General features: G+C 44.9%; 11 protein-coding genes and 1 pseudogene. 2 read left to right on the plus strand and 10 right to left on the minus strand.

Features of this window, described 5'->3' with window-relative positions; translation table 11 throughout:
- Positions 1–80 precede the first annotated feature (80 nt).
- The 6 genes and pseudogenes from deoC to vsple_RS11110 all read right to left on the minus strand — a co-directional run bounded on the left by deoC (position 81) and on the right by vsple_RS11110 (position 7,616).
- On the minus strand, positions 81–857 hold the full coding sequence (gene deoC / locus vsple_RS11085) for a deoxyribose-phosphate aldolase (RefSeq protein ID WP_261882032.1): 777 nt from the start codon (positions 855–857) through the stop codon (positions 81–83).
- 555 nt (positions 858–1,412) lie between these two features.
- Positions 1,413–2,675: a NupC/NupG family nucleoside CNT transporter gene (locus vsple_RS11090; RefSeq protein WP_261882033.1), complete on the minus strand. Its 1,263-nt coding sequence runs from the start codon at positions 2,673–2,675 to the stop codon at positions 1,413–1,415.
- Between the two features lie 204 nt (positions 2,676–2,879).
- Positions 2,880–3,680: a TatD family hydrolase gene (locus tag vsple_RS11095; RefSeq protein WP_261882034.1), complete on the minus strand. Its 801-nt coding sequence runs from the start codon at positions 3,678–3,680 to the stop codon at positions 2,880–2,882.
- Positions 3,619–3,814: pseudogene (locus vsple_RS11100) on the minus strand (DUF5363 family protein). The gene vsple_RS11095 and the pseudogene vsple_RS11100 overlap by 62 nt, the downstream one beginning before the upstream one ends.
- 107 nt (positions 3,815–3,921) lie before the next feature.
- Positions 3,922–5,502: a peptide chain release factor 3 gene (prfC, locus tag vsple_RS11105; protein WP_032551563.1), complete on the minus strand. Its 1,581-nt coding sequence runs from the start codon at positions 5,500–5,502 to the stop codon at positions 3,922–3,924.
- A 137-nt stretch (positions 5,503–5,639) separates the two neighbouring features.
- Positions 5,640–7,616: a putative bifunctional diguanylate cyclase/phosphodiesterase gene (locus vsple_RS11110; RefSeq protein WP_261882035.1), complete on the minus strand. Its 1,977-nt coding sequence runs from the start codon at positions 7,614–7,616 to the stop codon at positions 5,640–5,642.
- Between the two features lie 235 nt (positions 7,617–7,851).
- Here vsple_RS11110 and vsple_RS11115 point away from each other — a divergent pair, with 235 nt between their 5' ends.
- A complete protein-coding gene (locus tag vsple_RS11115; protein WP_261882036.1) occupies positions 7,852–8,841 on the plus strand; it encodes a phosphate ABC transporter substrate-binding protein PstS family protein in 990 nt (329 codons plus the stop codon).
- An 87-nt stretch (positions 8,842–8,928) separates the two neighbouring features.
- Here the strand turns inward: vsple_RS11115 and rimI are convergent, their stop codons facing one another.
- The 4 genes from rimI to ubiT form a co-directional block, all read right to left on the minus strand.
- The gene (gene rimI / locus vsple_RS11120; protein ID WP_255229998.1) at positions 8,929–9,375 is read right to left on the minus strand and encodes a ribosomal protein S18-alanine N-acetyltransferase; all 447 of its coding nucleotides are present in this window, start codon (positions 9,373–9,375) and stop codon (positions 8,929–8,931) included.
- The gene (locus vsple_RS11125) at positions 9,368–9,766 is read right to left on the minus strand and encodes a DNA polymerase III subunit psi (RefSeq protein WP_261882037.1); all 399 of its coding nucleotides are present in this window, start codon (positions 9,764–9,766) and stop codon (positions 9,368–9,370) included. Before vsple_RS11125 ends, rimI begins: the two co-directional genes overlap by 8 nt.
- A gap of 146 nt (positions 9,767–9,912) precedes the next feature.
- Positions 9,913–10,416: a GNAT family N-acetyltransferase gene (locus tag vsple_RS11130; RefSeq protein WP_261882038.1), complete on the minus strand. Its 504-nt coding sequence runs from the start codon at positions 10,414–10,416 to the stop codon at positions 9,913–9,915.
- Entirely contained in the window at positions 10,400–10,927 is a 528-nt protein-coding gene (ubiT, locus tag vsple_RS11135; protein ID WP_261882039.1) for a ubiquinone anaerobic biosynthesis accessory factor UbiT, read from the minus strand. The genes vsple_RS11130 and ubiT overlap by 17 nt, the downstream gene beginning before the upstream one ends.
- Positions 10,928–11,187: 260 nt before the next feature.
- On the opposite strand from ubiT, the gene vsple_RS11140 reads away from it, so the two are divergent.
- A complete protein-coding gene (locus vsple_RS11140) occupies positions 11,188–13,227 on the plus strand; it encodes a sensor domain-containing protein (RefSeq protein ID WP_261882040.1) in 2,040 nt (679 codons plus the stop codon).
- Positions 13,228–13,257: the final 30 nt, after the last annotated feature.

Genomic DNA, 13,257 nt, shown 5'->3' on the forward strand with positions numbered 1-13,257 from the left:
CATGATGAGTATGGTATGTAAGGTAAAGAGGTAATATGGAGCGGAAAAATCACCGCTCCATCAAACAGACAATTTAAGAATTAGTAAGCTGCTGGATCAGCTGTCTCGTCTGTTACTTCTAATGTGTTTAGTAGGTTAGTCAGTAGACTTGATGCACCAAAACGGTAGTGCATGTTGTCAGCCCAATCTGCGCCTAGGATGTCATCAGCCATTGCTAGGTATTGTGCTGCATCTTCAGCAGTACGAACACCACCTGCTGGTTTGAAACCAACCGTCTTAGCTACGCCCATGTCACGGATCACTTCAAGCATCATGCGCGCGTACTCTGGAGTCGCGTTTACTGGCACTTTACCTGTTGAAGTTTTAATGAAGTCAGCGCCTGCTTTGATACAAATTTCAGATGCTTTCTTGATTAGAGCTTCTTCTTTAAGCTCACCAGTTTCGATGATTACTTTCAGTGTGATGTCGCCACATGCTTCTTTACACTGTTTAACTAGCTCGAAACCAACCTCTTCGTTGCCAGCGATTAGAGCGCGGTATGGGAATACTACGTCTACTTCGTCTGCACCGTAAGCGACTGCTGCTTTAGTTTCAGCCACTGCGATTTCGATGTCATCGTTACCATGAGGGAAGTTAGTTACAGTCGCAATACGTACTTCTGGAGTACCTTGCTCACGCAGTGCCTTCTTAGCAGCTGGGATAAAGCGAGGGTAAATACAGATTGCAGCTGTGTTGCCCACTGCAGTCTTCGCGTCGTGACAAAGCGCTACAACTTTTTCCGTTGTGTCGTCGTCATTTAGCGTAGTTAGGTCCATAAGTTTAAGTGCACGTAGAGCTGCTGCTTTTAAATCGCTCATTTCTATCTCCGATCAATATATTCAAATAGTTAACTACTTTGCCCTCCATCCAGTATAGATGGATATTTTAGTAATGCTCTGTAGTCACCAATGAACGGACTTGGTTCCCTGAAGACTTGTTGGCCTTACGCCGTCAATTGCTATCCTTGTCACCGCACAGTACCAGTTTGGTCTATGGCACAACAAAGTTACCTTGTTGTGTCTAACATCTATAGCGTATCGCTATGTTTGGCTTAATCCCAGAAGAATCGCGATTGCTGTTGAACAAGCGGTCATTTTCTTGCCAAAAAGAGAAATCCTATCTCTATAGCTTATACATTATAGGTATCCTTCGATAATTTGTAGTGCTCCTTAGAACGCAAACGGTTTGTATCTCAAAATAATTCAGTTTCCGAGTTATTGATGACAGCAATCGTTGTGAATAACACATCCTGTGTATCAACACTTCCTGCGTTTGTCGTTCAATAATCCGGTTCCTAAAACAAAAAAGCCCCGCAGCAATCTCTTGCTACGGGGCGATATTAAAGTGGCGTCTATATAATCTAATCTACTTAATTAGAAAGATAAGAAGAAGCCAGCAATTGTCGCTGCCATCAGGTTAGATAGAGTACCAGCAATAACCGCTTTAACACCCATACGAGCGATGTCGTGACGACGGTTTGGAGCTAGACCACCTAGACCACCTAGTAGAATCGCGATAGAAGAAAGGTTTGCGAAACCACATAGTGCGAACGAGATAATTGCTTGAGTCTTAACAGACATTACTTGACCCGTTGCTTCAACGATTTGCGCGTTTTCACCAACGAAAGGTACGAAGTTTAGGTATGCAACGAATTCGTTAACTACGATCTTCTGACCGATGAATGAACCAGCGATATCTGCTTCAGCCCATGGCACACCAATAATGAATGCTAGTGGAGAGAATAGTTTACCAAGAATCCACTCAAGAGTTAGGCCTTCAAAACCAATCCAACCACCGATACCACCTAGGATACCGTTGATTAGAGCGATTAGACCGATGAACGCTAGTAGCATTGCACCAACGTTTAGAGCAAGTTGAAGACCAACAGATGCACCACCAGCGGCTGCGTCGATTACGTTAGCTGGCTTGTCGTCGCCACCGTCCATTTCGTCAGCGATGTCATCAGCAGGTGTATCAGTCTCTGGCTTGATGATCTTAGCGAATAGTAGACCACCTGGTGCTGCCATGAATGATGCAGCAACTAGGTACTCTAGAGGTACACCCATAGAAGCGTAACCTGCTAGTACACCACCAGCAACAGAAGCTAGACCACCACACATTACAGCGAATAGTTCAGACTGAGTCATTTTTGGTACGAAAGGACGTACAACTAGAGGAGCTTCAGTTTGACCAACGAAGATGTTTGCTGCAGCAGACATAGACTCCGCACGAGATGTGCCAAGAGCTTTCTGTAGGCCACCACCAAGAATCTTGATAACCCATTGCATTACACCAATGTAGTAAAGTACAGAGATAAGTGCAGAGAAGAAGATTAGAGTTGGTAGTACTTGGAATGCAAAGATGAAACCGATACCGTCAACTGAGAAGTTAACTAGGCTGCCGAATAGGAAACCAGTACCGTCTTTACCGTAGTCGATCACGTTTGCTACACCTGCAGAGAAACCTGCAAGAAGATCACGACCCCAAGGGATGTAAAGTACGAATGCACCAAGTGCGAATTGGATAGCGAATGCGCCACCCACCGTTCTAAAGTTAATAGCTTTGCGGTTGTCAGACAGTAATACTGCGATTGCAATCAGTACTACCATACCGACTAGGCTCATAAACAGGCTCATAGTTTATGACTTCCTTATTGGTTATTTATTGGCGTGTTACAAAATGGGGCTATAAAGCGGAGGCAATTATACTCATGCGACCACTAATAAAGTAATGCCGTCCTCACACTTTGGTATAAGATTCATGTATCATTCATTTACATCTGTGAGCCAAGTCACGATACAGTTGTAAAACACGCAAACGATAAACAAAAACTTTAGATTTTATTCACATATACCGAATAGCCGATGGCTATTTTGCCAAATTTGAGTTGCAATCGATTGCTTTGGCTCTTTTCTAAGCGAAACAAGTTCATTTAATATCGTAACTAAATATTTGGAATGATTAATGTTTCCTTGCTGACCACTGATCGGCATATCCGGTGCATCTGTCTCTAAAACAACCCATTCAAGAGGAAGACGAGCAACTGTGGTGCGCGTTTTCTGCGCTCTTGGGTAAGTTATCGTTCCACCGACACCAATATAGAATCCTAAGCGAATCCACTCTAAAGCTTGCTGTTCGCTGCCCGAAAAACCATGAATCACTCCACCATTGGTGAATTTTTGCTGCTTAATAAGCTGAATAAGGCGGTTATGTGATTTCCGTTCGTGGATAATCAGAGGCAGTTCAAAAGCGGTCGCGAGCTGTATCTGATGAATCAAAAAGCGCTCTTGCTTCTCGATACCCACATCCGCAAAGAAGTCTAAGCCGCACTCCCCGATCGCAACACACCGTTCAGAAGCGCCACTTAAGTGCTGTTCAAGTTGAGCAAATTCGCTCTCATTCACTGTCGCTAGAAAGTAAGGATGAAAACCCAACGCATAGTAAAGGTTGGCGTGTTCCAAGCTCAGTCGATCGAGCTTTTCCCAGTTGGTTTGACCAATTGACGGTACAACAACCTTCTCAACACCTCTCTCTCGAGCGGTTGAGAGATAATCTAGAGCAGCCGTAGAACTGTCTTGTTCACCAAGTGAAAAGACGTCGAAGTCTAGATGACAGTGGGTATCGAATAGCGGTATCGACATTACGGCTTATCTTTGGGTTCAGGTTGAGGATCGCTACGATAAGGGGTGCAGCTGCGCTTATTTTCTGGAGTTAACCCTAACTCTTTACACCATTTATCGTACTGCTTAATCCATCGTTTAATGACTTGAAACATCCATTCTCCTTAAGGCCAACATAAAAAAACGCCTATTGCAGAACAATAGACGTTTTTAATCACTTCGACTAGCACCAGCTCAGTGAGTTGGCACCGTCATCAATAGATTAGTGCTCGCGAGTTGCACGGAACTCAACATCAGGGAAACGCTCTGATGCTAGGTTCAAGTTAACCATAGTTGGTGCGATGTAAGTTAGGTTATCGCCACCATCCAACGCTAGGTTAGTCTGGTTCTTACGCTTGAACTCTTCGAACTTCTTCGCATCACCACACTCAACCCAACGTGCTGTCGCAACGTTCACGCTCTCGTAGATCGCTTCAACGTTGTATTCCGCTTTCAGACGAGCTACAACCACATCAAACTGAAGCACACCAACCGCACCTACAATCAGATCGTTGTTCTGTAGTGGACGGAATACCTGAACCGCACCCTCTTCAGAAAGTTGAACTAGACCTTTAAGTAGCTGCTTCTGTTTTAGTGGATCGCGCAGACGAATACGACGGAACAGTTCTGGTGCAAAGTTAGGAATACCAGAGAACTTCAGTGACTCACCTTGAGTGAAGGTATCACCAATCTGGATTGTACCGTGGTTATGCAGACCAATGATGTCACCCGCGTATGCTTTCTCAGCACGTGCACGGTCGCCCGCCATGAAAGTTACCGCATCAGAGATACTTACATTCTTACCAGTACGAACATGGTTCATCTTCATACCTTGAGAGTAAGTACCCGATACGATACGCATGAATGCGATACGGTCACGGTGTTTTGGATCCATGTTTGCTTGGATCTTAAATACGAAGCCAGAGAACTTCTCTTCTGTCGCTTCAACATCACGCTCAACTGCTTGACGAGTTTTCGGCATTGGCGCCCATTCCGTCAGGCCATCTAGCATGTGGTCCACACCAAAGTTACCCAATGCAGTACCAAAGAAAACCGGTGTTAGTTCGCCCGCTAGGAATAGGTCATGGTCAAACTCAGGGCACGCGCCCATGACAAGTTCAAGCTCTTCACGAACACTTTCCGCTAGATCTGCGCCAACTTCTGCATCCAGTTCCGGGTTATCTAGACCTTTGATGATACGAACTTCTTGGATCTCATGGCCGTGGCCAGATTCGTACAAGATCGTCTCATCGCGGTGAATGTGGTAAACACCTTTAAACTCTTTACCACAACCGATTGGCCAAGAGATTGGTGCGCACGCCATGCTCAGCTCGCTTTCAACTTCATCTAGAACTTCCATTGGATCACGCACATCACGGTCCAATTTGTTCATGAAGGTTACGATTGGAGTATCACGTAGACGTGTTACTTCCATTAGCTTACGTGTACGGTCTTCGACACCTTTTGCAGCATCGATAACCATTAGACATGAGTCAACAGCCGTTAGTGTACGGTAGGTATCCTCCGAGAAGTCTTCGTGTCCCGGAGTATCTAGTAGGTTTACTAGGCAATCATTGTACGGGAACTGCATCACAGACGTGGTTACCGAGATACCACGTTCTTTTTCCATCTCCATCCAGTCAGATTTAGCATGCTGGTTAGAGCCACGGCCTTTTACGGTACCCGCTTTTTGAATCGCGTTTCCGAATAAAAGAACCTTTTCAGTAATCGTGGTTTTACCCGCATCCGGGTGAGAGATAATCGCAAACGTTCTACGTTTGCTCACTTCTTGTTGGAAAGACATAGTCGCCCTTTGCTGATCTAAAGCGTAAAAAGGGCAAGTTGTTGAGACTTGCCCTTGAATTTTGTGTGCGGATTATACAGAAGTCGCCCAGCTTTCTAAAGCCTGAGCTAGAAAAAGTTAGGGTGTGGGAAGGTGCGCTACCCTAGAGAGCTAGACATAGGTACCACATTAGAAACAGAGTTCAGCCTAAGATTCTCTATTAATTTATCAGCCGTTTGAGGAGAAGTAAGATAGAAACCCTGTCCTATTTCACACCCCATCACCATTAGATCACGTTGTTGTTGCAACGTCTCTACCCCCTCCGCGACGACCGCAACACCAAGTTCATTGCCTATCTGAATCATGCTTTTGAGAAGCACTAATGAGGTTGAATTGGTGACATAGTCCATCACAAAACTACGATCGATCTTCAGAGTATCGAATTCAAAATCTTTGAGATAAGAGAGAGATGAAAAGCCAGTACCAAAATCATCAAGCGCGATACGAACACCAAGTTGATGAAGCTCTTTAAAGATTATCTGTGCAAACTGATCATTCTCTATCATCACGGTTTCGGTGATCTCCACTTCAATTCTGTGTGTTGCCACACCACTGGAGATGATCACACGCTTCAACGCATCAAAGAACTGAGGATGTTTCAAGCTGCGAGCTGAGATGTTAAAGCTCATCACACCAATATCAATACCGCGAGTAAGCCAGTTTTTGTGTTGTGCCAACGCCATTTCTGCTACCAACAGATCTATCTGACGAATTTGCCCGGTCGCTTCTGCTACAGGAATAAAATCATTCGGACCCATCAAACCTTTAGTCGGGTGATTCCAGCGTACAAGTGCTTCAACCCCTTCCACATCCCTCGATTTTAATGCCCATTTGGGTAAGTAGTGAATTTCAAACTGCTGCTTATCGACCGCTTGTCTTAACTCGCGTTCCAACTCTTTCTGCGACATCGCAATATAGTTGAGCTCTCTTGAGTAGAACTGAAAATTGTTTTTCCCTGATGACTTAGCATGATACATCGCGTCGTCAGCATAACGGATCAGTGAGTGCTGAGAGGTACTATCATCCGGGTAAATCGAAATACCAATACTCGCTGTAACTTCTGCAGTGCCATGTTTCAGTGTGAAAGGCTCTCTTAGACGCTTAATCAACTTCGAGGCGATCTTGTTCGCTACACTCACCGCCATATCGACGTCGCGCAAGTGTTCCAAAACGATGACAAATTCATCACCGCTAAATCTCGCTGATAGATCCGTTACTCGAATCGACTGTGTTATGCGCTGCGCGACCTGCTTTAATAGTTCATCACCCGCAGCATGACCATAGAGATCGTTAACCTCTTTAAAATGATCAAGGTCGAGGAATAACAGCGCGAATGGGCGTTGAGTCTGCTGAGCATTGAGTATCGACTGTCCAAGCCTATCGAGAAACAGAGTACGATTGGGTAATTCGGTCAAAGGGTCGAAATAGGCTTGAGTATGTAACTGCTTGTTCTTGAGCTCAATCGATGACTTGGCATCCGTAAGCGATTTCAATAGCAAATCTCGGCTCTGCTCATATTTAAACTGAACACGAAGTGAGTACACAGCGATAAAAACGGCGGCAATAATTAGAGTAATACTGGTTTTGGTGTAGCTCGCAATGCCGGATTCATAGCTGGTTTTGATTACGCGTTGAATCTCATCTGCCTGACTAGCGAAATCGAGATAATACTCGTCAGTTTTTAACCCCAATGACGGTGTCTCTAAAACCGATTGCTGATAATGCGAACCCGCATATTGACGAAACTCAGCCAGCGTTTGACGCAGCATCATCAATCGCTCTCGAAGTTCGGGATCGCTGATCGCTTGGTAACTGCCCATGATGCTCTCTCCCCCATCGAGCAACGCCCCTACATGCCAATCCGCAATCTCTAGGTAGTACCAGACCTCTTGGATCGATTGGGTTGTATCGCCGGAAACAATCTCATCGAACCATAAGTAAGCCAGAGAGCCGTTGATCTTTATCTCAGCTGCGGCTTCTGCAAGGGGGGATTTTTTAACCAAAAGATGGGTCGATTGCATCACGAGAACCGTGGTTGACGCGACCACCAGCAACGCCAATAGAGAGGTGAACAAGAACTTTCGCTTATTTAGCACTTTGGGGAACAACATAATCAGGACAAAAAGATTGGGAATAAATCGACCTTAATCCATCAATGTTTCAAATTAATGAACAACCAAGCATTTCAATTAGTTATGAAGTTTTGATGAATATTGATAAGTGCACATTGTATAACCAAGTTCAACACCGTATATTTCAGTGGCTTGATTAAATCTGACAATGCTGGCCGATAGAAGCGTAACGTACACTATGATGGAAAGGTTCTTACACAAAGCAATCACCACTGTTATCTGTTTGTCTCTATGGCCAACGATGGGCATGACAAAAGATCTGATCAAGATCGAAGGTTCAAGCACGGTTTACCCCATCACTCATCAATTCGCTCAGCAGTTTATGGCCCAGCAGAAAGAAGTCGCCCAGATAGTGGTTGGTGTCACTGGAACAGGGGGCGGATTTCGCAAGTTTTGTCGTGGTAAGACGGATATCTCTAACGCCTCTCGCCCTATCAAAACGCAAGAAAAAGCCCTGTGTCGAGAAAACGGCATTGAGTTTTTAGAACTGCCTATCGCACTTGATGCGGTCACTCTCGTGGTCAGTAAAGACAACCATTGGTTAAAACGCCTATCTCTAGAAGAGTTGGCAACCTTATGGCATTCCTCTTCAGAAAAAACCATTACTCATTGGAATCAGCTCAATTCAAACTTCCCAGCAGAGCCGGTTAAGCTCTACGCCCCGGGGAGTGACTCTGGAACATACGACTACTTTACCAATGTTGTTCTCAATGGCGACGAGTTGCGCGGTGACTATATCGCCAATGAAGACGATTATCTATTAGCCTCAAAAGTCGCGACTGATCCCAATGCCCTCGCCTTCTTAGGCTTTGCTTATTACCAAAACAATCAAACCCAACTCAAGGCGGTCTCTATCACCAATCACAAGCAGCAGGCCATTGCTCCAAGTATCAATAGTGTCACCAGTGGCCAGTACAGCTCACTGTCTCGGCCACTGTTTATCTACGTCAACAAAGCAGCCGTTAACCGACATTCCGTCAATCAGTTCATCGAACACTACTTGAATCAAAAACATTTATCGTATGTCGTGAGCACGGCTGGCTATATTCCACTTTCCCCGAAAATGCAGAGTGCAGCCCAATCAATTTTTGAAGATCAAACCATTGGCTCGGTATTTAATAGTAAAGAGCTGAGTACCAATTTCGAACACTTTATGGAACGTAAGTAAACGTCTGTCTTAGTTTCAGAAACATCAGACAGTAAAAAGCCCAACCGAAGTTGAGCTCTACTGATTTCGATATTGTCGAGTAAATCATTAAAAGAAGATGTAGCTCATGATAATAGCGTCTTCTTTACCTGTTGTTGTTGGGTAATAGTTACGGCGACGATCCACCTCATTAAAACCAACCCACTCGTACAAACCAAATGCGTTAGTGTTACTTTCGCGAACTTCTAGCCATGCACTCTCTGCTTTCGCTTTTTCGCACACCAACAGAAAGTGCTCAATCAGTGCTTTGCCATATCCCTTACCTTGGTGATGAGGGGCAACCGCAATATTCAGTAACGTTACTTCGCCAACAATGTTTTGTGCGTAGAAGTACCCGACAACTTCGTCATCGACCAGCATTACATGATGGCAACCACCTCGACTGTCGAGATCGCGAATCATGTTTTGTGACCAAGGATGAGTATGAGCTTGCTGCTCAATCTGCCAGATCGCGTTGAGGTGCGAGTCTGACATACTAATAAATTGACTATTCATAAGAACAAATTTGCTGCCATAGAGCGCGACGTTGCTGGTTATTACCATCAATCTGAGATAGTAAAGGGGATTGCAGCGTTTTAGCCGCGATATCAGTATCGGATTCACACCCAGCAAACCACACCCACTGCGGTGAAGTTAAATCAAAATGGTTCAGTTCACTTGGATGGATATACTGCGCTTGTGATAGATCCAATTTAATGCTTTTTAGCACTCGCTCAAACATCTCAGCTAGCGCGCCTTGCGGCTTTTCTGGTGAAACCAATAGTAACTGGCATATTTCAGGCAGTTTAACGAGCTCAGTCTGATAACCGGCCAAGCGTTCAGGGTGGCTCAGTTCCCACTGAGTAATTCCCATTTCCTGTAAATACTGCGCATGAATCTGTGACATGTCTGTGCCTATCTGACGGAGCTCAAGGTTGAATCGAGCTGATACTAACAAAAAATAAAGGAGCATCAAGCTCCTTTATCTCTATTGGTCACGTTTCTTCTATCCGCATCTTATGTGCTGGCGAAGTCGATGAGGGTTACGTTCGCCTAGAGCTCATTAAACTCAGGGCTGAACTCAATGGTACCACTGTGTCCAGAAAACGCACCTTCCACCAGCTCAATCGCTTGAAAGGCGCCTTCAGGCACATCCCAAGGGCACTGAAAACCAAACTCACTGGCAGCCTTAAAACCGGCCTTACTGTAAAAGCTTGGGTCGCCCAGAACCACACAGGCTGGATAACCAAAATCGCGCAGTGACGAAAAAGCCTCTTCCATCAAAGAGTGAGCAATGCCTTGACCACGAAAGTCCTCGCGCACAGCTAATGGCGCTAAGCCCTGCCAGTTATGATCTTCGCCTTTTAGTGTCAGTGGGCTAAACATCACATGGCCAACCACTTCACCTTCATCAGAGCACGCCACCAAAGAGAGTGTCAGATGACTGTTTTCACGTAGGCTCATCACTAGGTTCGCTTCTGCATCGGTTTCAAAAACAGATTTCAGCAAGCGGTCAATTGCAAGTATATCTGCAGGTGCCTCAGTTCGAATAAGCATTCATTACCTCATTTTGTGTCTGAGGCGATTGTACCCCCTTCTGCACAAAATCAGCTAATTGATTCAATAACATTTTCATTGGAGCCGGAAGTAGGTCTAAATCTACACTGTCCATCAGGTTCTTCACCTCTAGGCCCAGCTCGGTATCCCCTTCAATAGAAAGGCGGCGTTGAAAGAACAAAGTATCTGGGTCTTCTTTGCGTCCAGCGATCAATACAAGGTCGTTCAGATTACCGCTAAAGCTGACATCTTCTATCACTTCTTTATCTGCAACAATGAGTTGCTCATCTCTATAGCTGATACACCAACTCAACCCCATATCTTTAATCGACACTTTTAACCACTTCTCTTCAAGAAATTCAAAGTCGCCATCTTCCAGCGCTTCCTTAAACACATTTTTTAGCGCTTCTAACAAGGCTCTTTTTTGTACTGTTTTTGGCAATAACTGGACTGGAGATCGCAAAATTGATGCGGCATTTTGAACTAGTTGAGTGCGAATCTTGTTTATCACGTGACTTATCCGTAACTTTATCAATAATATGGCACTTATCATAAGTGATGTTGAAAGCTCAATTCCTGTTATGTATCAAATTAATTTCGGTTTGATACTTGGGCTTTAACATCCCCGGAATCGCGGTTATAGTAACTCAGACCTTAAGGACAGTCGCAAGATCGCTGCTATTTTGACTAAATAGCAAAAATTACATCATTCAGTAATAAACATTCATCGATAATGAATGCTCAAGCTCTTGGAGAATTGGTAGTACTTTGATGCCTCCCCAGCAACTACAACATTGGTTTTCACAGCTCACAGCAAATAGCCCTTTCTTTTTTGCTATTCTTGATGCTCAGCATAACTATTTTATAGTTAATGAGCGTTACTGTGATATTGCGGGGTTAGACCAATCAGAGTTAACAGGGATGAACGACCGCCAAACCCTTGGTGAACAGTTCTACCAACACCTTAAACCATATTACGAACGCGCCTTTAAGGGTGAGTCCATTGAGGCTGAAATTACGCTCAACGAAACCGACCTCGATACCAGCCTTCACTTTAGCCTAGCACCTCTGTCTAACGGAAAAGACACCGATTACATTGTTTTTCACGCCTTTGATACATCAGAAAATCAAGTACTTGTCCGTTCACTCGAAGAGTCTGAAGCCAAGTTCCATAAGCTAACCCATTTGTTGCCTGACGGTCTTCTTCTTGTCGAAGATGATTTCATTCTCTCTTCTAACCCAGCGGCTGCTCGCTTACTCGGCTTTAACTCTCCATCAGAGCTGCTCGGCGAAGAGCTAGGACGCCTATTCATTGATGAGCAAACCAAAACAGTCTTCAACAATAAGCTGAGCTCTATTGTTTCTGAGTCTGGTTTGGTGTGCTTAACTGGCGCGCGCTGTGGGTTTGAACGCAAGGTTCAGTTGCATATTGATTCAACTGCGCTATTGGGCAGTACTACCCAATTGGTCTTGATTCAAGATGCGCAAGAAGCACCGAAGACGCTCACTACCAACATGAATGAAGATGCCTACATTGACGGACTGACTAAGTTGTATAACCGTGTTGGTTTCACTAAACGATTAGAGCAGTTTATTCATAATGAGACGCCAGCGGTGATGTTGTACTTAGACATTGATAACTTTAAAAATATCAATGACTCACTCGGTCATCACATCGGTGATAAGGTGATAAAAGAGGTCGCCTCTCGACTTAAACGCCTGCTGCCAAGACGCGCTGTTGTCGGCCATTTAGGGGGGGATGAATTTGGTATCATTCTGCCGGAGCCAGAACACAAAAAGACCGTTGAAACTCTAGCCGAAAAGATCATTGCTCTGATCAACCAACCGTTCGATCTTCACCATTTTAGCAAACGCTTAGCTTGCTCTATCGGCAGCGTCAACTTCCCTCAAGATGGGACCGATGCGCGTATCTTGCTACAAAATGCTGATACCGCAATGTATGAAGCCAAAGACCGAGGTCGTAATCGCCTGATTAAGTTCAATGAGCAGATGAACAAAGAGGCTCGTATGCGTCTCTGGCTTGAAATCGAACTTCAGAAAGCACTGCAGCAAAACGGTCTGGAGGTTTGGTATCAACCTAAGGTCAATGCCCGTGACTTTACCATCAATGGTGCAGAAGCCTTGGTACGTTGGAAGCACCCCGTCGAAGGCTACATCAGTCCTGCCGCGTTTATCCCTGTGGCTGAGCGTGCTGGCTTGATTGAACAACTAGGCCGAGTGGTGATGCGCGAGGTGTTTGCAACAGTTAAGCGTTGGAAGATCCAAGGGATCTTACCAGGACGTGTTGCGATCAACCTTTCGCCGGAGCAATTTGGTAATCCTAAACTGATCGACTACATGGAAAAGCTGCTGCGAACGACAGAGCTAGACCCAAGCGCCATCACCTTTGAGCTGACCGAAAGTGCGGTGATGAGTGACAGCGAACACACACTTCAAATGCTCAACGCCATAAAAAAACTTGGCTTTGCTCTCTCGATTGATGACTTTGGAACAGGTTACTCTTCACTTTCGTATTTGGCTCGCTTCCCTATCGACGAGTTGAAAATAGACCGTGCCTTTATCACCGACATTGACACTCTACCAAAGCAAGTCACAGTGATAGAGAACATCATCAACCTCGGTAAGTCTCTCAACCTAACAGTGGTTGCTGAAGGTGTTGAAACTAGCGAGCAAGCGACACTCCTATCAAACCTCAACTGTAGCTCAATTCAGGGCTTCCACTTCTACCGACCTCAGCCAAAACAGGAAGTTGAAGAGCTGTTTGCCCAGAACCGCCGCCATAAAAATTAACCCACCAATTTTAAGTTTTTCTCTACCTCA

Source organism: Vibrio pelagius, assembly GCF_024347575.1.
Taxonomy (GTDB): domain Bacteria; phylum Pseudomonadota; class Gammaproteobacteria; order Enterobacterales; family Vibrionaceae; genus Vibrio; species Vibrio pelagius.

Coding starts and splice junctions, on each gene's coding strand:
- deoC (WP_261882032.1), bottom strand. CDS start 857: ATGAGCGATTTAAAAGCAGCAGCTCTACGTGCACTTAAACTTATGGAC.
- vsple_RS11090 (WP_261882033.1), bottom strand. CDS start 2,675: ATGAGCCTGTTTATGAGCCTAGTCGGTATGGTAGTACTGATTGCAATC.
- vsple_RS11095 (WP_261882034.1), bottom strand. CDS start 3,680: ATGTCGATACCGCTATTCGATACCCACTGTCATCTAGACTTCGACGTC.
- prfC (WP_032551563.1), bottom strand. CDS start 5,502: ATGTCTTTCCAACAAGAAGTGAGCAAACGTAGAACGTTTGCGATTATC.
- vsple_RS11115 (WP_261882036.1), top strand. CDS start 7,852: ATGATGGAAAGGTTCTTACACAAAGCAATCACCACTGTTATCTGTTTG.
- rimI (WP_255229998.1), bottom strand. CDS start 9,375: ATGAATAGTCAATTTATTAGTATGTCAGACTCGCACCTCAACGCGATC.
- vsple_RS11125 (WP_261882037.1), bottom strand. CDS start 9,766: ATGTCACAGATTCATGCGCAGTATTTACAGGAAATGGGAATTACTCAG.
- vsple_RS11130 (WP_261882038.1), bottom strand. CDS start 10,416: ATGCTTATTCGAACTGAGGCACCTGCAGATATACTTGCAATTGACCGC.
- vsple_RS11140 (WP_261882040.1), top strand. CDS start 11,188: ATGCCTCCCCAGCAACTACAACATTGGTTTTCACAGCTCACAGCAAAT.